The organism is Pseudomonas sp. Root329 (genome assembly GCF_001424925.1).
Taxonomy (GTDB): Bacteria; Pseudomonadota; Gammaproteobacteria; order Pseudomonadales; family Pseudomonadaceae; genus Aquipseudomonas; species Aquipseudomonas arabinosi.
In genome coordinates, this window is sequence record NZ_LMCV01000051.1 from 35241 (window position 1) to 56216 (window position 20976).

Annotated in this window: 17 protein-coding genes; all 17 read left to right on the plus strand. The window is 62.4% G+C overall.

Features of this window, described 5'->3' with window-relative positions:
* Positions 1-140 precede the first annotated feature (140 nt).
* The 17 genes from ASC74_RS30055 (at position 141) to ASC74_RS30135 (ending at position 20976) form a co-directional block, all read left to right on the plus strand.
* Positions 141-749 carry a lytic transglycosylase domain-containing protein gene (locus ASC74_RS30055; RefSeq protein ID WP_056746552.1) on the plus strand — a complete coding sequence of 203 codons (609 nt, stop codon included), beginning with the start codon at positions 141-143 and terminating at the stop codon, positions 747-749.
* A 445-nt stretch (positions 750-1194) separates the two neighbouring features.
* Positions 1195-7023: a manganese-oxidizing multicopper oxidase MnxG gene (mnxG, locus tag ASC74_RS30060; RefSeq protein ID WP_056746554.1), complete on the plus strand. Its 5829-nt coding sequence runs from the start codon at positions 1195-1197 to the stop codon at positions 7021-7023.
* A gap of 36 nt (positions 7024-7059) precedes the next feature.
* Positions 7060-9012, plus strand: a complete 1953-nt coding sequence (locus tag ASC74_RS30065; RefSeq protein WP_056746556.1) for a cytochrome D1 domain-containing protein — start codon at positions 7060-7062, stop codon at positions 9010-9012.
* Between the two features lie 12 nt (positions 9013-9024).
* Positions 9025-9681 (plus strand): SCO family protein, encoded by a 657-nt coding sequence (locus ASC74_RS30070; RefSeq protein WP_056746557.1) that lies wholly within the window; start codon positions 9025-9027, stop codon positions 9679-9681.
* Positions 9678-10316, plus strand: a complete 639-nt coding sequence (locus tag ASC74_RS30075; protein ID WP_056746560.1) for an SCO family protein — start codon at positions 9678-9680, stop codon at positions 10314-10316. The genes ASC74_RS30070 and ASC74_RS30075 overlap by 4 nt, the downstream gene beginning before the upstream one ends.
* Positions 10317-10325: 9 nt before the next feature.
* Positions 10326-11876 (plus strand): cytochrome c/ABC transporter substrate-binding protein, encoded by a 1551-nt coding sequence (locus ASC74_RS30080; protein ID WP_056746562.1) that lies wholly within the window; start codon positions 10326-10328, stop codon positions 11874-11876.
* Between the two features lie 15 nt (positions 11877-11891).
* The gene (locus ASC74_RS30085) at positions 11892-12845 is read left to right on the plus strand and encodes a peptidylprolyl isomerase (RefSeq protein ID WP_056746564.1); all 954 of its coding nucleotides are present in this window, start codon (positions 11892-11894) and stop codon (positions 12843-12845) included.
* A gap of 221 nt (positions 12846-13066) precedes the next feature.
* Positions 13067-13600, plus strand: a complete 534-nt coding sequence (locus ASC74_RS30090; RefSeq protein ID WP_056746566.1) for a response regulator — start codon at positions 13067-13069, stop codon at positions 13598-13600.
* 84 nt (positions 13601-13684) lie between these two features.
* A complete protein-coding gene (locus ASC74_RS30095; RefSeq protein WP_056746568.1) occupies positions 13685-15391 on the plus strand; it encodes a GspE/PulE family protein in 1707 nt (568 codons plus the stop codon).
* Complete coding sequence (locus ASC74_RS30100; protein WP_056746570.1) at positions 15372-16175, plus strand: hypothetical protein; 804 nt, start codon at positions 15372-15374, stop codon at positions 16173-16175. The genes ASC74_RS30095 and ASC74_RS30100 overlap by 20 nt, the downstream gene beginning before the upstream one ends.
* A 1-nt stretch (position 16176) precedes the next feature.
* On the plus strand, positions 16177-16722 hold the full coding sequence (locus ASC74_RS30105) for a hypothetical protein (RefSeq protein WP_056746572.1): 546 nt from the start codon (positions 16177-16179) through the stop codon (positions 16720-16722).
* On the plus strand, positions 16709-17257 hold the full coding sequence (locus tag ASC74_RS30110; protein ID WP_056746574.1) for a GspMb/PilO family protein: 549 nt from the start codon (positions 16709-16711) through the stop codon (positions 17255-17257). Before ASC74_RS30105 ends, ASC74_RS30110 begins: the two co-directional genes overlap by 14 nt.
* On the plus strand, positions 17257-17778 hold the full coding sequence (locus ASC74_RS30115; RefSeq protein WP_056746576.1) for a hypothetical protein: 522 nt from the start codon (positions 17257-17259) through the stop codon (positions 17776-17778). Before ASC74_RS30110 ends, ASC74_RS30115 begins: the two co-directional genes overlap by 1 nt.
* Positions 17775-19610 carry a secretin N-terminal domain-containing protein gene (locus tag ASC74_RS30120; protein ID WP_056746578.1) on the plus strand — a complete coding sequence of 612 codons (1836 nt, stop codon included), beginning with the start codon at positions 17775-17777 and terminating at the stop codon, positions 19608-19610. The genes ASC74_RS30115 and ASC74_RS30120 overlap by 4 nt, the downstream gene beginning before the upstream one ends.
* A gap of 2 nt (positions 19611-19612) precedes the next feature.
* Positions 19613-20086, plus strand: a complete 474-nt coding sequence (locus ASC74_RS30125) for a type II secretion system protein (protein WP_056746580.1) — start codon at positions 19613-19615, stop codon at positions 20084-20086.
* 4 nt (positions 20087-20090) lie between these two features.
* Entirely contained in the window at positions 20091-20465 is a 375-nt protein-coding gene (locus ASC74_RS30130; RefSeq protein WP_056746582.1) for a type II secretion system protein, read from the plus strand.
* On the plus strand, positions 20440-20976 hold the full coding sequence (locus ASC74_RS30135) for a type II secretion system protein (RefSeq protein WP_056746583.1): 537 nt from the start codon (positions 20440-20442) through the stop codon (positions 20974-20976). The genes ASC74_RS30130 and ASC74_RS30135 overlap by 26 nt, the downstream gene beginning before the upstream one ends.

The following is a 20976-nucleotide window of genomic DNA, read 5'->3' on the forward strand; positions in this document are numbered from 1 at the left end:
GCACATGCCCGGGCATTCCTCTGCAACCCCTGAATTACGGGGCTTCGCGCATCCGGCACAGTGCTTGCGTATGACTGGTTTACTACCGGCCATTGGGGCATTAGCCCCATTTTTCGGGGCCGGGCAGGAGAGGCAGAAAAATGAAAACACTCACCACAGGACTGCTCGGCCTGCTTGTGCTGGCCGGCGTCGTACAGGCCGATGTGTTCGTTTCCGTGGACGCCAAGGGCAGCTACGTTCTGTCCAATGTCCACCGTCCCGGTCGCACCTATGAACGGGTGATTCACGAGCCTGAAACCGCCCGGGTCAGCATGGATCAGCAACCGCAGATGATTGCCCGGCAGCCCTATGCCGAGCTGGTTTCGGCGGCTGCCACAGCCAATGAATTGCCGGCGGCGCTGTTGCATGCGGTGATCCAGGCCGAGTCCGCGTATGACTCCCATGCGCAGTCACCCAAAGGCGCGGGTGGGTTGATGCAATTGATGCCTGACACCGCCCGGGAGATGGGGGTGAAGAATGTCTACGACCCGAAAGCCAATATTCAGGGTGGCGCCAAGTACCTGAAGCACCTGATGACCCTGTTCGATAACGACATCAGCCTCGCCGTGGCGGCCTACAACGCCGGTCCGAAAGCGGTGCTCAGCCGTGGCGGGGTGATCCCGCCGTTCGCCGAAACCCAGCGTTACGTGCCCAGTGTCTTGCGCCAATACCGACGCTTGCAGGGCCTGGCCGCGGATGCGCCGCTGTGATTGGGGGTTTCCCCCATATGTGGGGCACCCGATCCGTACCGCCGACCGAAGACCACAATCGTCCTGTAGCAGCTGTCGAGCTTGCGAGGCTGCGTTCGGCTGCGCAGCAGTCGTAAAACCTGAGCATGAGGTTTTCCTGAAACACCGCGTTGCCGGATCTCACGACGGCTGCGTCCGAACGCGGCCCGCGCCGAACGCAGCCTCGCAAGCTCGACAGCTGCTACAGAGCCGAACGCCGACTTCGACGGTTGTTACGAAATTTGCGTTTTGGGGGAAGTTATCTTCAGCCCGAAAAGTGGGGGGAATGGGTGGGGAATATCCCCCGAGTTGTTAAGTCATTTATGTAATCTACTGAAAAATAACAAAATTATTTATGGCATGCGGATTGCTCAAGGGGATTTGTCGAGACTTATTCCTAATGAGTACCACAGCGAGGCCCGTGATCATGACCGGCATACCCTACGCTCCGTCCTTGTTTAATCTGCTGCTGTTGGTGGCGTCGATGCTGGGCATCGAGCTGGCCGAAGCGGCTGTGCGTTGCGAGCGCAATCTGGTGGCCAATATCGTGGCGCTGGATCAGCCGCTGATGTTCAACCGCCTCGGCGCGCAGAACGCCAACGGCATGATGTTCGCCCTGCGCCGCGATGTGGTCGATGATCACGAGATGTCCCTGGCCCAGGGCGGGGCGGCGGTGCCGGGCAAAGTCTCGCTGCGGCCCGACAAGCGTCCGCGTCCACTGGTGCTGCGCGTCGCTGCCGGTGACTGCTTGACCATCAACCTGCAGAACTTGCTCGCCTACCAGGCCAACCCCGGCAGTCATGAAAACGGAGGGGAGGAAGAGATTGAGGGCGAAGTCGCCATCGGCAACATGGACCCATTCAAGGTCGATGAGCAGGTCGCCGACCGTCACGTCGGCTTCCAGGTCAATGGCATGCAAGCGGTCAACAGCATCGACGACATTGCGTCCTATACCGGGCGCAACGCCAATACCTTGATTGCCCCCGGTGCCACCCGTTCCTACACCTTGTACGCCGAGCGCGAAGGGGCGTTTGCCGCCAGCAGCCGCGGCGCGACTTTCGGCGGTGAAGGGGATGCGGGCAACGTGGCCAACGGGCTATTCGGCCAAGTGGTGGTGGTGCCCAAGGGCGGCCGTACCTATCGCAACACCGTGACAGAAGAGGAAATGCGCCTGGCCAGCGTCGGCCGTACCCCGGCCGGTCAACCGATTGTCGATTACCAGGCGCGCTACCCGCAACGCGCACCGTGGATACGTGAAGGCAAGGCCGGCATGCCGATCATCAACATGGTCGACGGCAATGAAATCATTTCCAGCGAGAGCGACGCGATCGTGATGGGCAGCAACGCCGACGGCAGCTTCCCGCCGTCGACTTATCCGCTGGAAGCCATCGGTAAACGCAACCCGGCAATCCCGAACCGTCTGGAACCGTTCCGCGATTTCGCCTCGCAGTTCCAGGATGAAACCGCCGCGACCCAGGCGTTCCCCGCTTACTGGGCGGACCCGGTAATGGCCCACGTGCTGGAGCCGACGCGCGACTCGTTCATGATCAACTATGGCTCCGGTGGCATGGGCGCCGAAGTGGTTGCCAACCGTTTGGGCGTCGGGCCGATGCACGATTGCCTGTCGTGCGCCTATGAAGAATTCTTCCTCAGCTCGCACACCGTCGGCGACGTGGCGATGCTGGTGGACGTGCCGGCCAACGCTGGCCTGGAAAATATTCGTCCCGGTGAAACGCCGAGCGCCGATCAGGTCGGGGTCAAGGCGACCATGGCGCTGTACCCGTCCGAGCCGTCCAACGTCAACCACAGCTACATCGGCGACTTCATCAAATTTCGCAACACCCACAACGGCCACGAACAGCACATTTTTCACCTGCACGGGCACCAGTGGTTGTTCAACCCCAACGACGACAACTCCGACTATGTGGACGCCCAAGGCATCGGCCCGGGCGCCGGTTACACCTACGAAATCGCCAACGGTGGGTCGGGCAACCGCAACCGGGTCGCGGGCGATGCGATCTATCACTGCCACTTCTACCCGCACTTTGCCCAAGGCATGTGGAGCATGTGGCGGGTGCATGACGTCTTTGAAGAAGGCACCAGACTCGAGGTGTCCCAGCAGGGCGCCGACGGTTATCACAGCGAACCTTATGCACTGCGCAGCGGTAAACCGGCGGCAGGTGCCCGGGCCTTGCCCGATGGCGAGATCGTCGCCGGTACGCCGATTCCAGCCGTTGTGCCGCTGCCAGGCAAAGCCATGGCGCCGATGCCGGGCAAAGTCGCGGTCGTGCCGAAAATCGGCGACACCCTGGTGGCCGGTGATGATGACGACGATGACGAGGAGGATGACGACGACGGCGAACAAATCAGCGGTAACGGCGGCGCTCAGGCCATCGGTTCCCTGGCCCTGGTGGATCGCAGTGAAGCCAACCGCAATGCCGACGGCAGCCTGAAAAACCCTGGCTATCCGTTCTGGATCGGCGGCATGGAAAGCTCGGTCGGCCAACGCCCACCGACCCCACCGCTGGACATGCTCGACGCTGCCAAGGCGCAGGCCTTGAAAACCAGCGGCAACGCCTTGTGGGCCAATCTCGACCCGGCTCAGTCCGGTGGTTGGGATGGCGGTCTGGGGCGCCATTCTCTGGACGGTTTCTCCTCCGGCGGCCAGGCGCACACCATTACCACGTCCCTGGATTTCTCCAAGGAAGTGACGCGCGCCAAACCCATTTACATGCCGGAAGAGGGCACCGAAGTCGAACAGGCGGCCATGGCGTTCCACGCCAAAAAAGACCATCCGAGCTTCGCCGTGCTGCCCGGTAATCAAATCGTGGCGCGCAGTTTCCGCACCAACGGCGCCTTGCCGATCGCGGGCGCACCGTATTACGAACCGTGCATGGATGATCGGCAAAAACGCCTGACCAGCAGCGCCGGGACCGGTGAGTTCAACAGCGGTGAACGGGTTGACGGCATGTCCTTCAGCGGCTCCTCGACGTTCACCGCCGACCGTCCACGGGTCTATAAAGCCGCGAACATTCAGTTTGATGCGGTCTACAACAAGGTCGGTTACCACTTCCCGCAAGCGCGCATTCTCGCGCTGTGGGAAGACGCCTGGCCGGTGATTACCAAACAGCGTCCGCCAGAACCTTTGGTGATGCGCATGAACACCTTCGACTGCGTGCAGTACCAGCAAACCAACCTGGTGCCGGCCACTTATGAAATGGACGACTATCAGGTGCGCACGCCGACTGATGTAATCGGTCAGCACATTCACCTGCCGAAATGGGACCTGACGGCCGCCGACGGTTCGGCCAATGGCTGGAACTACGAGGACGGCGTGCTTTCCCCCGGTGCGGTGCAAGAACGCATCCGCGCCATTCGCGAGTTCAACCAGTGCCAAGGCACCGATCCGCGTGATGGCACGCCGGCCTGCCCGAAAGCCAAGGCTCACCCGTTCTTCGGCCAATACGGCCGGGCCGACTGGGTCGGAGCGCGGACGGCGATGCAGCGCTGGTTTGTCGATCCAGTGGTGAACGCCAAAGGCGTCGACCGTGGCCTGGGAACCATTTTCACCCACGACCATCTCGGGCCATCGACTCACCAACAGATCGGTCTGTACGCCACCGTGCTGGCTGAACCGGCCGGTTCGACCTGGTTCCACGCCGAAACCGGCGAGCCGTTGTACAGCGGCGCGCGGCAGGACGGCGGGCCAACCTCGTGGCAAGCGGTGGTGTCCACCGGTGACCTGGATGGCGACGGCAAGAACGACAGCTTCCGAGAGTTCTTCCTCGAATACAGCGACTTCCAGCACGCCTATGAAGCCGGTGTGTACGTCGGCGCCGGCCCCAACGGCGTGCCCAATCCGCAAACCTTCCCGGCCACCGCTGACAGCTTCCGTTACGCGATCAACCCGCCGGTGCGCAAAGAAGCCGAGACCCTGCTTGAACAGGTGGTCGAAGCCCGCGGTGGACTGATGCCCGGTTGCCCAAGCCGGCCATGCCCGCAAGCCATCTCGGTCGATGACCCTGGCATGTTCGTGGTCAATTACCGCAACGAACCGCTGGCCCTGCGGGTGTACGACCCGAACAAGGTCGGCCCGGACGGCAAGCGCGGCATGCAGGCCGACGGCCTCGGCGGCGACCTGGCGTACGCCATGCAAAGCCGTACCGACCGCGCCATCCCAGCGATGAACCTGGCACCGAACCTCGTCACCGCGGCCACCGGTCCAACCGGCGGTACTACGCTGTTCCCGCCACACATCAACCGTGGCGGCGCCGAACCGGGTGACCCGTTCACCCCGATGCTGCGCACCTACACCGGTGACAACGTGCGGCTGCGGGTGCATGCCGGTGGCCACGAAGAAGAGCACAACGTGACCCTGCACGGCGTGAAGTGGCTGCAAAGCGGTTCCGGTTTCGGCAACAGCTCCAACTCCGGCTGGCGTTCGTCGCAAATGATCGGGATCTCCGAGCAGATGGGCTTCAATGCGCCGGTGTCGATGATCTCCAGCGCGGCCGCGACCACCGGGGACTACCTGTACTCGATGGACGCCTCCCTGGAAGGTTACTGGAGCGGAATCTGGGGCGTGATGCGCAACTACACGGCCCAGCGCAGCGACCTGTTCGCACTGCCGAACAACGCAAAACCGGCCGGTATGCGCAACACCGTGGCGTTCGATGGCATCTGCCCACGGATCGGCGCCAACCCCAATGGCATCGGCACCCGGCCGACACCACAACGCAACTATGAAGTGGTCGCGGCGCTGGCCAACGACATCCTTGGCAATCCGTTGAACCTGTCGATGGCCGATCCGGCCGGCATCGGGCAACACGTCGGCGGGGCTTTGAAGCCGGCGGGCGGCACCCTGGTCTACAACTCGCGGGCAGTGAGCATTCCTCAGGTCACGGTGAACGACCCCGAGGACGGGACGACCTTCACCATCGGCGGGCAAAGTGGCCCGTTGCATGACCCGACGGCGATCCTTTATGTGCGCAAGGGCGATCTCGATCCGGTCACCGGCAAGCTCAAACCCGGTGTGCCCGTCGAACCGCTGGTGCTGCGCGCAGCGGCGGGTGACTGCATCAACATCACCCTGGAAAACCGTCTGCCCAGCGTGATGCCGGACCTGACCCAGACGGCCTCGGTGATGGGCATGGTCAAGCGTGACCGCAACCATGGCGAGGGCTCGACCACCTTCAGCAATAACCTGATGCGGCCATCCAGCACGGTGGGCCTGCACGCACAATTGCTGGCGTACGACATCACCAAATCCGACGGGACCAACGTCGGCACCAACCCGATCCAGACCGTGCCGCCGCGTGTCGGCAATGTCGGCGCGTACCCGACGCGGACTTATCAGTACTACGCCGGGCACCTGGAGCGTGAAGGCAAGCCGATCACGCAACTGGGCCGCAGTGTCGACAACATCAACGCCACGGCGGTGGAGTTCGGCGGGTTGAATTTCACCCCGGCGGACGTCATCAAGCAGCCGCAAAAAGGCCTTGGCGGTGCGATGAGCATCCTGCCGGTCGGCGCCACCTGGGTTGACGATGCACGCAAAGTCTCGGCGACGGTCACCGCACCGGGGCAAACCACCTACCGCGATTTTGCGATGGTCTGGCAGAAGGCGTTGAACATGCGCTGGGCCAATGGTCGTCCGGTAGAAGGTATTGCCTCGGAGGCCGGTGTACCGACCGATCCGCAGGACAACTCGAGCATGGCCATCAACTACAAGACCGAGCCGATGTGGTACCGCTTCGGCCTGCCACCGGATGCGCCGTTCGGCCACGCCGACGGCCATGGTTACGGCGACGTGCCTAACGCGCACATGGCCTTCAGCAATGCGCTGGTGGGGGGCGATCCGCAAACGCCGGTGCTCTATGTGAAACCGGGGCAACCGTTCCGCACGCACATCATGATGCCTACGGGTGGCAGTCGCGGCTCGACCTTTCAGTTGGACGGTCACGTCTGGTCGGTCAACCCGTTCCAGTCGGAGAAGAGCGATACCGGCGGCTATCCGATGAGTACGCCAGGGGTGGGCTCGGTGCGGTTCGGCTACAACCCGATGTCGATGTACATCGGCGCCCACGAAAGCATCTTGCCGGCGGCGCACTTCAGCTTCATGCACCCAAGCGCCGGGGGCAGCAATGCAATACCGGGCGACTACCTGTTCCGAGACTACGGCGCTTACGGCAACACCGCCGGGCTTTGGGGATTGCTGCGGGTGACCAACGAACCTGAACCGGCTCCGGCACCTTGAGCCATAGCAGACACAGATCTGAAGGGGAGAAGTGTTATGAACAGGACCATCAAAATCGCCGGATGTGCGCTCGTTGTAGGGTTGGCGATGATCTGGCTGGGAGTGTGGCGGACGACGCCTGCGGCCACGCTGAGCGAGGTCGCGCTGCCGAATACCTGGGGCGGCCAGACGCTTGAGCGTGACGGGGTGTCGGTGGCGCTCGAGGTGCGGCCGCTGGCGCAGGACGGCGTGCTGCGCGAGGGTGGATTCGCCGACGTGCGCTTTCGGGTCACTGACAGCGCTTCGGGCCAGCCACTGTCGGGTGTCGCACCCGGTGCCTGGCTCGATCCGGAAACGGTCGCCGCCGACCAGGCCCAGGGCCGCGAACACAGCTGCAAATCCCGGGTCGGGGTGTTTCTGAAATCGAGCATCGGCGCGCGGCCGTTGCTCGATCTGAACAGCTACTTCCTGCTGGTGATGAACCGCGATGCCAGCGTCTCGGTGGTCGATCCGTCGGTGTCGGTGGGCGGGATCACCAGCACGATGGCGCGGATCGACATCAAGCAACCGCCGATGGATTGGGTCACGCCCAGAGACAACAAGCGGGCGTTCGTCTCAATGCCGACCGCTGATGAGATTGCGGTGATCGACAGCGAGCAATTCAAGTTGATCGACTCGGTGGCTGCCGGCAGCAACCCGGTACGGCTGGCATTACAACCGGATGAGCGTCTGCTGTGGGTCGGCAACAACGCGAAATCGGCCGAGGCGTCCGGGGTGACGGTGATCGACACGCGCAGCCTCAAGACGCTCAAACACTTGGCCACCGGTGCCGGGCATCACGAAATCGCCTTCAGCAAGGACAGTCGTTTTGCCTTCGTCACCAACCGCGATGACGGGACGGTGAGCCTCATCGACATCGCCAGCCTGACCATCAGCAAGCAACTCAAGACCGGCTCGCACCCGTTGTCCGTGGCGTACTCGCCGCTGTCCCAGGCGGTGTATGTCGCCGATGGCAAGGACGGCACGGTGACCGTGGTCGACACCGCCAGCCTCGCAGTCCGGCGGGTGATCAAGATGAAACAGGGCCTGGGCCCGATGGGTTTCAGCGCTGACGGTCGTTTCGGCATCGTGCTCAACACGCTCGAGAACCAGGCCTCGGTGATCGACGCGGCCAACGATTCGTTGATCCATGAATTGGACGTGTCCGCTGAACCCTATCAAGTGGTGTTCACCAAGGCCTACGCCTACATTCGCGGACTGGCCTCGGCCAAAGTCACGATGATCAATCTGTCGTCCTTGGGTGAAGGCCGCACGCCGATCAGCCAGGGCTTCGAAGCCGGACCTCAGGCACCACGGCTGGCCGGTGATTTACCGTTGGCATCTAGCCTGGCGGTATCGCGGGACGACAACGCGGTGTTTGTGGTCAACCCGGTGGACAACACCACCTACTTCTACGCCGAAGGCATGAACGCGCCGATGTCCGGCTACCCCAATCGCGGGCAGGTGGCGCGGGCGGCGATGGTCATCGACCGCAGTCTGCGCGAAGTCGAGCCGGGACTGTACAGCGCCCGGATCAAACTGCCCGCCGCCGGACGCTTCGACGTGGCCTTCCTGCTCAACCAGCCGAACATCATCCATTGCTTCACGGCTTTGGTTGAGCCGGATAAAACCCTCACCCGGCACCCGGGTGTGCCGAAGGTGGAGTTCATGCTCGACACGTCAACGGCCGCCCTCGGCAGTCCTTACGTGGTGCGTTTTCGCATCGTTCAGGGCAAGCAGAAAGCACAGCGCAGCGGGGTCAAGGACGTTCAGGTGCGCTACTTCCGGGCTCCGACGTCCAGGGTCCGGCAAGTCGCCGCGCTGGAAGTGGGCGACGGCGTTTATGAAGCCCCGGTGACCCTCGACCAGAACGGCGCTTGGTACCTGCACGTTCGCGCGGCGTCGCTGGGCGCGAGTTTCGACGACAAAACTTTTGCCAGCGTTCGGGTTCTGCCCGGCGATGCCCACTAAAAGGAGTTCGACATGAACCGATTCGCACACCGTGGACTGCTGACGTTCTGCTTGCTGGCCGCCGGTATCGGCCAGGCCTTGGCCCACTCGGCGGATGAACACGCCGGTCACGAAATGCCGGCCAGCAGCGCCCGTTCGGAAAGCGCCCAAATCAAGTTCGCCGACGTGACGCTGGTGGACCAGAACGGCAAAGCGGTGCGCCTGGAAAAAGACCTGGTGACCAACAAGATTGTGGTCATGAGCTTCATCTACACCACCTGCACCACGGTTTGCCCGGTGGTGTCGTCGATCATGGGCAAGGTGCAAAAACAGCTGGGTGCCCGGGTCGGCGGTGAGGTGCAACTGGTGTCGATCAGCATCGACCCGCAGCGCGATGACGCCAAACGCCTGAACGACTACGCCCGCCACTTCCAGCACGGCCCGGGCTGGAGCTGGCTGACCGGCAGCTCGCAGTCGATCAACGAAACCCTCAAGGGGCTGGGCACCTTCAGCGGGGACTTCAAAAACCATCAGCCTCTGATTTTGGTGGGGGACGGCAACAGTCGCCACTGGACCCGCTATTACGGCTTCACCGACCCGACGGTGCTGGCCCGTGAAGTGGAGAAACTCAGCGGGCAGCGCAACGTCCACGCCAAGCACACGGCCATCGCGATGGAGCAGCAGCCATGAGAGCTCTCGACTGGATCTCCCTGACGGTTTGCTTTTGCCTGTTCAGTTCGCTGGCGTCCGCCCACGAAGGGCACAAAGAGCCGGCACCTGAGGTGTCCGCCGTTGCCGCACCGCCCGGCTTGGTTACGAGCACTGGCACCCGCGATGCGAAAACCTGGTTCACCGACACGCCGTTGCAGGACCAGAACGGCGAGACCCTGCGCTTCTACAGTGACGCGCTGCAGAACCGCGTGGTGCTGCTCAATGTGATTTTCACGAGTTGCAACGATGCCTGTCCGCTGATCACCCGCAAGCTCAAGGAAGTGCGTGAGTTGCTGGGCGACAAAGCTGACGGCATCACGTTTATCTCCCTTACCAGTGATCCGCTGCGCGACACGCCAGCGGTACTCAAGGCTTACACCTTGAAGCAGGGCGTCGATGGCCCCCACTGGCTTTTTCTTACCGGCGACAAGGCACAGATGGACCTTGTATTGGGGCGCATCGGCCAGATCGTGCCGACCCCCGAGCAGCATTCAACACAACTGATCGTGGGTGACGTGGCCAATAAACGCTGGAGCAAAATCCGTCCCGATGCCCCGGCCGCCGCCATTGCCCAGCGCTTGCAGTTGCTGACAATGCCCGTGGCCGGTCGTTGAGCCCGCGCCATGAGAACTTCACTCGCTCTCGGCCTGCTACTGCTTGGCGGCCTGCATTTCGCCGCTGATGCGTTGCCGCTGAGCCCCAGCGAAAGCGCCGGTAAACGGCTGTATCGCGAGGGTGTGTCCGCGAGTGGCGAGCCGATCATGGCGCGGGTCGGGGCGGCGGACATACTGTTGCCCGCCACCAGCCTGCCGTGCGCCAACTGCCACGGCGCCGATGGCCTCGGGCGGCCCGAAGGCGGGGTGCGACCGCCGGATCTCAGCTGGTCGCGGCTCACCAGCACCTACGGCCAGCAGCACATCAATGGCCGTGCGTACCCGGCGTACACCGAAGACACCTTGGCGCGGGCTATCCAGGAAGGGCGTGATCCGGGCAACAATCGGCTCGACTCGGCGATGCCGCGCTTCGTCCTGTCGATGAATGATCAGCGCAACCTCACGGCCTACCTCAAACGCGTGGCCGAGGACCGCGACCCCGGCCTGACCCCCGACAGTCTGCACCTGGGCACCTTGTTGCCAAGCCAGGGGCCGTTGAGTGAGGAGGGCGCCACGGTGGCAGCGGTGCTCCGGGGCAGCGTGGCGCGAATCAACGAAGCGGGCGGGATTCATGGCCGGCAGTTGCGCCTGACCATCGTCGATCCGGGCCCGGACCGCGCCAGTGCCGAGCAGGCGCTGGACCGATTGATCGAGCAGGAACAGGTGTTCGCCCTGATCGCGCCGCTGGCGCCGGCACTGGACTCGGACCTGGCCGCGCGTCTGGAACGGGCCGGCATTCCGCTGATCGGACCGCTGTCATTGCTGGGCACGGCGCAGGCCAGTCGGCAGATTTTCGAACCGCTGCCGGGGTTGCGCGAGCAACTGATCGCCCTGGCCGATTACGCCACCATTAATTTACGGGTGCTCCAGGGGCCGACGCTGATCACTTACCCGGACGAGCCCAGTCAACGGTTGGCGGCGCAGAGCCTCGGCCAGTACTTGCAGGATCACGACTGGCAAAAGGTCAGTCTGAAAGTCTACGACTCGGCGCAAGACGAACTGCCACTGGGCTCGCGGTCGGTGTTTTACCTGGGCAGCGGCGGCGGTTTCAGTCGCCTCGCCGAGCGCTTGCAGGCGGCGGGGCAGGTGCCTTATCTGTTCGCTGCGTCGAACCAGGTGGCGGGTGATCTGTTGCAGGTGCCCAGTGATTTTTCCCGGCGGGTGTTTCTGGCTTATCCGTTCGTGCCCAGTGACTGGACGCTGGCCGGACGTCTGGCCCTGACCCAAGTGCGCCAACGCCAGGGGCTCGGCGGTCAGCACGCGATGTTGCAAGTCGGCGCGTTCAGTTCGATGTTGCTGTTCAGCGAAGGCATGAAACAGGCCGGGCGCGACGCCAGCCGCGAGAAACTAATCAGTGCGCTGGAAGGCCTGCACGACTTCGATACCGGGCTGACCCCGCTGATCAGCTTCGGTCCGGGCCGCCGCCTCGGCTTGCGTGGCGCTCATATCGTCACCGTGGACTTGCCCGGCCAGCGCTTTTATCTGGTCGCGCCCTATAAACCCATTGCCGCTACACCCTGACTGGAGGTCTCGATCATGGCGCTCAAGACTCTGTTGCTCCTGCTCACGCTGTGGGTTCCCGTGGCGTTCTGCAGCAATGGCCCGGCCGCCGCGCGGGTCAATGGCGAGGAAATTTCCGAGCTTCGCCTGGAGCGCTATTTCGCCGAATACCTGGAGGATCAGGGCCGGGCGGTGGGCAGCATCCGCAACCCCAAGGCCTACAAACACTTACGTCAGGCGGCACTGACAGCCTTGATTGACAAAGAGTTGCTGTGGCAAGAAGCCGTCAAGCGCGGGGTGGTGGTCAGTGACGCGGTGGTGCAACGCCAGGTCGATCAGACCCGGCAGGCCATGGGCGGTGCCGACGTGTTCGCCCGGCGCCTGGAAGACGCCGGTTTCGACGAAGTCGGTTACACCGAGTACACCCGCCGTGAGCTCGCGGCCCAGCAAGTGTTTGCCGACCTCACGCAGGTCGCCGGGCCTGACGAAAAACAGGTCCGTGCGTTCTATGAAGAGCATCGCGCCGAGATGAGCCGGCCGGAACACATCCAGGCACGGCACATCCTGATCAAAGTGCCCCAAGGCGCGGATGCCGCCGCGGTTGAAGCGGCCCGGCTACGCTTAGAGGAGATGCGTGTGAAAATCAGTGCGGGTGAGGATTTTGCCAGCGTGGCCCGGGCCGATTCCGAAGATGCTTCCGCCAGCGAGGGCGGTGATCTGGGCTATTTTCCTCGTGGACGGATGATGCCTGAATTCGAAGCCGCGGCCTTTGCCCTGGCACCGGGGGCTGTCAGTACACCGGTGCGTACAGCGTTGGGCTGGCATTTGATTTACCTGCAGAACCACTTGGAGGCGACCGATGTCTCAGAGGTGCGAGGGCTTGAAATGGTCCGGGCTTACCTTGCCCGACAGCAACAGGCTCAGGCTCGTCTACAGGTTCTCGCGCAGCTGCGATCAAGCAATCGAATCGAACGGGTTGACGATGATTGAGGGTTCCCCCCCAATAGTGGGGAAATGCTTCAAGGTCCATCCGAGTGCTTCCCCGCCTTTGGGGGATGGAGTTTCTGGACGAAATGGTTTTTTCATGAAAATCAAAGACGTACAACGGTAAAAAACCGACGCTCAGCCTGGCATGAAGTGTGCGTTAGCCTCAGTGAAGGCGCGTACTCCCAGGGCTGGAACATCGGACCTGCGGCTTCAAGGAGTCGACCTTGTTAAACAAAATACTGGTTGTCGAAGACGAACAGCTGCTTGCCGAAAACCTCAAGGATTACCTTCAGGCGCAAGCGCTGGACGTCCGGATAGCTCACGACGGTGCGATGGCAATCGGCGAGGCCGAGCGTTTTTCACCCGATGTGATGGTGTTCGATTACCGCTTGCCCGACATGGAAGGCTTTGAGGTGCTCGATGCTGTCCGCCAGAACAGGAAGTGTCATTTTGTGCTGATTACCGGGCACCCAACCGCTGAAGTCTGTGAGCGGGCCCGGCAACTGGGAGTCAGCCATATCCTGTTCAAACCGTTTCCATTGGCGGAATTGGCCCGAGCAGTCTGCGACCTTCTGGGGATGGAGCGCGAACCCAAAGCAGGCATGAGCAATTCGCAAGGTTTTGTCGAACGACGCCAGAGCAGGTCCGAGAGTTTCCCGCTGCAGTTGTACGACGGCAGTTGGGTGCTGGCAGATCGTCGACGAAACACATCGACCTCCAAGGCACCAGACGACGAACAATTGCTCACCGGGGAGTAGTGGCGCGACAAGACGTTCCGGCTTCCGCCGCAATGGCCTGCCGCGTCGACAGGGCTCAAAGCCCCCGGCGTTGGAGAGCATGCCATGGACCGTCTATTCCTTGCCGTCGAACCGGCGCTGTCGGACTGTGTACCGTCGCGCTTTTCCAGTGAGCAACTGGCCCTGGCACGCTCGCTGGCCGCCAGTTCCGGCGAACGGGTACTGGAAGCCCTCGGGGGGTTATGCGAACTGGCCCCCATGCCCTTCATCCAGTGCCTCGGCGCGACCCTGCATTATCCGGTGCTCGACACCGACAGCCTGTTCAAAGCCACTCCGGTGTTCGACCGGGTCACCCTGGCCCAATGCCTCAAACGCGAATTCATCCTGCTGCGTCACGACGATGCGGTCATCGGTGTGTTTGCCGACCCCTTCGATACTTCACGCCTGGCCTGGATCGACGACTGCCTGCACGGCGCGCCGCTGTACCTGGTGCATGCCGACGACCTGAAGGCCTACCTGGCACGCCACGAAGAGAGCTTCCACGCCGTGGAATCGCTCAACGCCCAGGCCGACGCCAATGTCGAAATCGATACCCTGCAAAGCCTGTCCCTGACCAGCATCAGCGAAGACGCCAGCGTCGTCGTCAAACTGGTCAACTCGACCCTCTACGACGCGCTGAAAATGCACGCCAGCGATATCCATCTGGGCACCACCGGCAGCGGTCTGGTGATCAAGTACCGGATCGATGGCGTGCTGAACAACATCAGCAAAATCCAGGGCAGCGAATTCGCCGAGCAAGTGATTTCCCGGGTCAAGGTCATGGCCGAACTGGACATCGGCGAAAAACGCGTGCCCCAGGACGGTCGCTTCAAGATCGGCATCAGCGGCCGGCAGATCGACTTTCGGGTGTCGATCATGCCGAGCATTTTCGGCGAAGACGCGGTGCTGCGGGTCCTCGACAAACAGGACCTGGCCGACAAGGTTTGCGGCGTGCAGTTGCAAGCCCTGGGCTTCGAAGAAGAAACCCTGCGCCATCTGCGTCGGTTGGCGGCCGAACCTTACGGCATGGTGCTGGTGACCGGCCCCACCGGTAGCGGCAAAACCACCACGCTGTACGCGATGATCACCGAGATCAACCACGGCGTGGAAAAGATCATCACCATTGAAGACCCGGTGGAATACCAACTGCCGGGCGTGCTGCAAATCCCGGTCAACGAAAAGAAAGGCCTGACCTTCGCCCGTGGTTTGCGCTCGATCCTGCGCCATGACCCGGACAAGATCATGGTCGGTGAAATCCGCGACCCCGACACCGCGCAGATCGCTGTGCAATCGGCGCTCACCGGGCACCTGGTGTTCACCACCATTCACGCCAACAACGTGTTCGACGTGATCGGCCGGTTCACCCAGATGGAAATCGACCCTTACAGCCTCGTGTCGGCACTCAATGCGGTGCTGGCCCAGCGGCTGATCCGCCTGGTCTGCGCCAGTTGCAGCGCACCGGCTTACCCGACCGATGAAGAGTTGCGCCTCTCCGGTCTCGATCCGCAACAGGTCGATCACTACCACTTTGTCCACGGCAAGGGCTGCGGTCATTGCCGGGGCACCGGTTACCGCGGGCGTACGGCGATTGCCGAACTGCTGCACCTCGACGACGAGCTGCGGCAAATGATCGTCGAGCGCCAACCCATTTCGAAAATCAAGGCCCTGGCGTGCAGCCGTGGCTTGCGCCTGTTGCGTGAGTCGGCACTGGAGCTGGTTGCAGAGGGGCGGACCACGCTCGAGGAGATCAATCGTGTCACTTTTATCTCGTGATCGTTTTGTCGCCGTGCTCGGCGCCAGTGGTGTCGGTCTGGGCCAGCGCCGTGGCAGTGAAACCCTGTGGCTGGGCAGCGTCGGCTTTATCGACGAAGGCTTCCATGCCTGGGCCGTGGCGCTGGAAACCCTCGACTGTCTGCTGGGCGAACACACCCGTCCCGGTGCCGAATTGAGTGTGGTGATCTCCGGGCACTTCAGCCGCTTCTGTCTGGTGCCCTGGAGCGAACAGATCAGCAGCCCTGCCGAATTGCTTGGGTTTGCCCAGCTGTGTTTCGAAGACCTTTACGGCGTACCGACGCAACCCTGGAGCATGGTGTTGTCGGCTGAGCCGGCGGGTTATGACCGGGTCGCCACCGCGCTGCCGCAAGACTTGCTGACGCATCTGCGCACGCTGGTCACGGGTCGTGGCCTGCGCCTGCGCTCGGTGCAGCCGTACCTGATGGCGGCGTTCAATCACTTCGATAAAAGCTTCGACGCCGGCGATTTTCTGTTCGTCGTCGCCGAACCGGTGCGCAGTGTGTTGCTGCTGGCCCGGGAAGGGCGCTGGGCATCGGTGCGTTCGGTGGGCAGCAGCGACAGCGACGTCGCGCTGACCGCGTTGATCGGTCGTGAAAGCCAATTGCAGGCGTCCACCAGCGAGCGACCTCTGAACGTTTACCTGCACGCGCCGGCACGCATTGACTCGCACCCTGACGTACCCGGTGTGCACCTGCGCACCCTCGAAGAACACCGGACATCTGTACGCGATGGCTTGTACGTCATGTCCCGGGCGGTGGCCTGACATGCGCGCCCTGATGCTCGACTTCCAGCCGCGCCGTCGCTCGGGCCCTTTGGGCTGGAGCCTGCTGGTCGGTGGCGTGGTGCTGACGCTGACCTGCTTCTTTGTTCAGCAGCATGTCAGTGAACAGGCCGCGCAACAGCAAGGCCATTTGCAAACCACTCAGCGCGTACTCACCGGCGACACGGGCGGCAAGGTCAGCCTGACCCCGGCCGAAACCCGTGAACAGGCGCACAACCTGGCCGAGATGCGCAAGGTGTCCCAGCAGTTGCGCCGGCCTTGGGAGCGTCTGTTCGCCATGCTTGAAGCCATGCCCCGGGACGACATTGCGTTATTGACCCTGACCCCGGATGCCCGCAAAGGCCAGGTGCGAATCAGCGCCGAAGCGCGGGATCTGGAAGCCATGCTCAACTTCCACCGCAGCCTCGAAGCCAGCGAAGAGCTGTCCGATGTGTCGCTGCTCAGCCACGAAATCGTCGCGAACGTGCCGGAACACCCGGTGCAATTCAACCTGTCGGCTAGCTGGGAGATTGGCGATGCAAATCCCTAGATTGATCGTCCACGAATACCTGCAAGGCTTGGGCATTCCTGGCCTGGCAGGGCTGACGATGCTGCTGCTGGCGCTGGTGTATGGCCTGGTGGGCCTGATGCCGGACTGGCAGTCGCTGCAAACGCTCAGCCAGCAGACGCGCGAAGCCGGCGAGTACCTGGCCAAAGTCGAAGACGGCAGTGTTGCCGCGCCGGTGGTGCCGCAACGTCAGCTCGACGATTTCCGCAGCAAATTGCCGTCCCAGCCGCAGGCCACCGTGGCCATCGACAAGATTTACGCGCTGGCGGCGCAGGAGCACATCACCCTGGCCCGCGGCGAATATTCCCTGGGCATCGACCCCAAGACTCACCTGGCCCGTTATCAGATTCTGCTGCCAGTGCGCGGCAGCTACCCGCAACTGCGGCGCTTCCTGCACGCCTTGCTCGGCCAGTTGCCGGCGGTGGTGGTGGAGGACGTGGAGTTCCAGCGTAAAAAAATCGCCGACACCGACCTGACCGGGCGGATCCGCATGACCCTTTACTTGTCGAGGTCATGATGAATACCAAACGCGCAGTGGGTTGGGTGGCGTTCTTCAGTGTGGCGGCGGCGCTGACCTGGTTGCCTGAGTACTTCACGTCGTCATCCGAGGAGGGCGATGCGTCGGTGGCCGCCGTGGGCACCCCGACCAACAGCAAAACCCGTGGTGCGCTGCCCGCCGCATCCGCCGGCAAAACAGCGGCAGCGATCAAGGACCTGAGCCCGGCGGGTGACCTGTTCGCCGCCCGCAGCTGGACGGCAGCGCCGCAGCTCGCCACCGTCAACGAACAACCCGTCAACCTGACCACGGAGGTGCAAGTCCCCACGGCACCACCGATGCCTTTCCAGTTCATTGGCAAGCTGAATGACCGTTCCGACCTGCAAGTGTTTTTGCAGAGCGGCGAAAAAATATACGTCGTGCGCAAGGGGGATGTGATCGACGACACCTGGCGGATCGAGGGGATTTCCGATGTGGAACTCAGCTTTGTCTACCTGCCTCTGCATTTGTCTCAGACTTTGTCTGTGGGGAGCACGCAATGAACAGATCCCGTTTGCTGATGAACCTTTGCCTTTGTGCAGGACTGGCCGCGTGCAGTTCGGCGCAGGTCGCCAAGCAAGAGGCGACCGACCTGATGGAGTCGGGACAGTACGAAGCCGGCCTGGCTCGCATCGAGGAAGGACTGAAGGAAAACCCTCGCGACACCGAGCTGCACCTGGCCCTGAACAGCGGCCGTGCTCGTGCAGTGACGGCGCTGTTGACCCAGGGCGACATGGATCGCGCCCAGCGTGATTTTGCGTCTGCCCGCCAGGCTTTCGGCCGGGTGTTGACCATCGAACCGAACAACCGCCGTGCCCAGGACTCGCTGCGTCAGCTCGATCACATGCGCAGCCTGGATGAAAAACTCGAATTGGCCCGTGGTGACCTGCGACGCGGTGACATCTACGGTGCCGACCGCCAGGTGAAACAGATCCTCGAACTGGACCCGAATAATGAAGGGGCGCTGGAGCTGCAAAGCAACGTCCGCCTGGTGCAAAGCCGCAACGTGATTCCATATCCACAACTGCGGACCCGTCTCGATCGGCCGGTGACCCTGGAGTTTCGCGAAGCCAACCTGAAAACCATCTTCGAAGTGCTGTCGCAGGTCGCCGGTTTGAACTTCATCTTCGACAAGGACCTGCGCCCGGACATGAAAGCCACCATCTTCGTGCGTGACGTGCGCATCGAAGACGCCGTGGAACTGCTGCTGCAACAGAACCAGCTGCACCAGAAAGTGGTGAACGAAAACACCTTGCTGATCTACCCGGACTCGCCGCAGAAGATCAAGGATTACCAAGAGCTGGTGATGCGCACCTTCTACCTGACGAGCATCGATGCCAACACCGCGCTGAACATGATCAAAACCATGCTCAAGACCCGCGATGTGTTCGTCGATGAACGCCTTAATACCCTGACCATGCGCGACTCTGAAGACGCTATCCGTATGGCTGAAAAACTCCTGCAATCGCAGGACCAGTCCAACCCTGAAGTGGTGCTGGAAGTGGAGGTGATGGAAGTCGCCACCCAGCGGATTCTCGACCTTGGCCTGCAATGGCCGAACACCTTCGGCGTGGTCAACAGCGACGGCTCGGCCGTGACCCTGCTCGATCAACTCAAAGGCATCAACTCCAGCCGGATCTCCATCTCGCCGTCGCCGCAGGCCAAGATCAACGCCCAGGACAACGACATCAACACCCTGGCCAGTCCGGTGATTCGCGTCAGCAACCGCGAACAGGCGCGCATCCACATTGGTCAGCGCGTACCGATTATCAGCGCCACTTCGGTGCCTTCGACTCAAGGCCCGGTGATCACCGAAAGCGTCACCTACCTCGATGTCGGTCTTAAACTTGAAGTACAGCCGACCGTGCACCTGAACAACGAAGTGGCAATCAAAATCGCCCTGGAAGTGAGTAACGCCACGCCGCTGGAACCGACCCGCCAAGGCACGATTCCGGTTCAGGTCGATACCCGCAACGCCCAGACCACCCTGCGTCTGCATGACGGCGAAACCCAGATCCTCGCCGGCCTGGTGCGCAACGACCATGGCGCCACCGGCAACAAAATCCCCGGCCTTGGCGACATTCCAGGTCTTGGCCGCTTGTTCGGCAGCAACAAGGACACCGTCGGCAAGTCGGAGCTGGTGCTGTCGATCACGCCGCGGATCGTGCGCAACCTGCCGTACCAGAGCCCGTCGGACATGGAGTTCACCACCGGTACCGAAACCAGCATGCACATCCAGGCGCCGGACCGTCGGATGGAAGCGCCGATCCAGAACGAACACATCGATCGGCCGGTTGCTTCCACTTCCACCACTGTTGTCGTCGAGAAGCGTTGATCATGAACGCCTCGCAACGCGGTTTTACCCTGATCGAAGTCGTGGTGACGCTGGCCCTGATCGGCCTGCTGGCCGGCATGGCCGCGCCGCTGACCGAGACCGTGGTGCGCCGGGGCAAGGAGCAGGAATTGCGCACCGCGCTGTACCAGATCCGCGATGCTATCGACGCTTACAAACGCGCGTTCGACGCCGGCTACATCGAGAAATCCCTGAACAGCAGCGGCTACCCGCCGAACCTGCAAGTACTGGTGGACGGTGTACGCGATGTGCGTAGCGCCAAGGGTGCCAAGTTCTTCTTTTTACGGCGCGTGCCCCATGACCCGCTAGCGCCGGTCAAGCGTAACGACGAAGGCGGCTGGGGCGTGCGCTCCTACGACAGCACGGCTCAAAACCCGCGTGAAGGCGAAGACGTCTTTGACGTTTACTCCAAGGCTCGCGGCAAGGGTCTCAACGGCATCGCCTATCGGGAGTGGTGAGATTATGCGTCGGGAAAAGGGTTTTACCCTGCTGGAACTGATGGTGGTCATGGCAATTATCGCCACCCTGATGACCATCGCCTTGCCACGCTATTTCAACAGCCTCGAGGTCTCGAAAGAGACCACGCTGCGCCAGAGCCTGTCGGCCATGCGCGAAGCACTGGATCACTACTACGGCGACACCGGGCGTTATCCCGACTCCATCGAACAGCTGGTCGAGCAGCGTTACCTGCGCAACCCGCCGATGGACCCGATCGCCGAACGCAAAGACCTCTGGGTGCTGGTGGCGCCGCCTGACGGCGTCCCGGGCGGAGTCGCCGATATCAAAAGCGGGGCCACAGGGAGGGCGCGCGATGGCAGCCTTTATTCCGAGTGGTAAGCCCTCGAACGAGGCCGGGTTCACTTACCTGGGCGTGCTGTTTCTGATCATGCTGATGGGCATGGGCCTGGCCAGCGCTGGCGAGTTGTGGTCCACCGCGTCGCGCCGTGATCGTGAACGCCAGTTACTCTGGGTCGGCACTCAATACGCTCAGGCATTGCGCAGTTACTACCGCAGTTCACCTGGCCTGGCCCAGTACCCGAAGGATCTGGCGGACCTGTTGCAGGACGAGCGTTTTCCATCACCCAAACATCACTTGCGCAACCTGTACCCGGACCCAATTGGTGGCGGCGAATGGACGTTGATGCGCGGGTTCGACGGACGCATCACCGGCCTTAGCAGCCCCTCCACGGACACGCCGCTCAAGCAGGCGGATTTCCCCAGTCAATGGTCGGACTTCACCGGCATGGCGAGCTACAAGGACTGGCAATTCGTGGCCGAGAAAGCCTTTCTCGATGGCGCGTCCGCGCCCAAAGGCCAATCCAAAACGCCTCAGGCGCTGGGGCAGTGA

Bases quoted from the DNA above. Each gene is read 5' to 3' on its own strand.
- ASC74_RS30115 (WP_056746576.1), top strand. From the start codon at position 17,257: ATGAATACCAAACGCGCAGTGGGTTGGGTGGCGTTCTTCAGTGTGGCG.
- ASC74_RS30085 (WP_056746564.1), top strand. From the start codon at position 11,892: ATGGCGCTCAAGACTCTGTTGCTCCTGCTCACGCTGTGGGTTCCCGTG.
- ASC74_RS30075 (WP_056746560.1), top strand. From the start codon at position 9,678: ATGAGAGCTCTCGACTGGATCTCCCTGACGGTTTGCTTTTGCCTGTTC.
- ASC74_RS30130 (WP_056746582.1), top strand. From the start codon at position 20,091: ATGCGTCGGGAAAAGGGTTTTACCCTGCTGGAACTGATGGTGGTCATG.
- ASC74_RS30135 (WP_056746583.1), top strand. From the start codon at position 20,440: ATGGCAGCCTTTATTCCGAGTGGTAAGCCCTCGAACGAGGCCGGGTTC.
- mnxG (WP_056746554.1), top strand. From the start codon at position 1,195: ATGACCGGCATACCCTACGCTCCGTCCTTGTTTAATCTGCTGCTGTTG.
- ASC74_RS30065 (WP_056746556.1), top strand. From the start codon at position 7,060: ATGAACAGGACCATCAAAATCGCCGGATGTGCGCTCGTTGTAGGGTTG.
- ASC74_RS30105 (WP_056746572.1), top strand. From the start codon at position 16,177: ATGCGCGCCCTGATGCTCGACTTCCAGCCGCGCCGTCGCTCGGGCCCT.
- ASC74_RS30070 (WP_056746557.1), top strand. From the start codon at position 9,025: ATGAACCGATTCGCACACCGTGGACTGCTGACGTTCTGCTTGCTGGCC.
- ASC74_RS30110 (WP_056746574.1), top strand. From the start codon at position 16,709: ATGCAAATCCCTAGATTGATCGTCCACGAATACCTGCAAGGCTTGGGC.
- ASC74_RS30080 (WP_056746562.1), top strand. From the start codon at position 10,326: ATGAGAACTTCACTCGCTCTCGGCCTGCTACTGCTTGGCGGCCTGCAT.
- ASC74_RS30120 (WP_056746578.1), top strand. From the start codon at position 17,775: ATGAACAGATCCCGTTTGCTGATGAACCTTTGCCTTTGTGCAGGACTG.
- ASC74_RS30095 (WP_056746568.1), top strand. From the start codon at position 13,685: ATGGACCGTCTATTCCTTGCCGTCGAACCGGCGCTGTCGGACTGTGTA.
- ASC74_RS30055 (WP_056746552.1), top strand. From the start codon at position 141: ATGAAAACACTCACCACAGGACTGCTCGGCCTGCTTGTGCTGGCCGGC.
- ASC74_RS30125 (WP_056746580.1), top strand. From the start codon at position 19,613: ATGAACGCCTCGCAACGCGGTTTTACCCTGATCGAAGTCGTGGTGACG.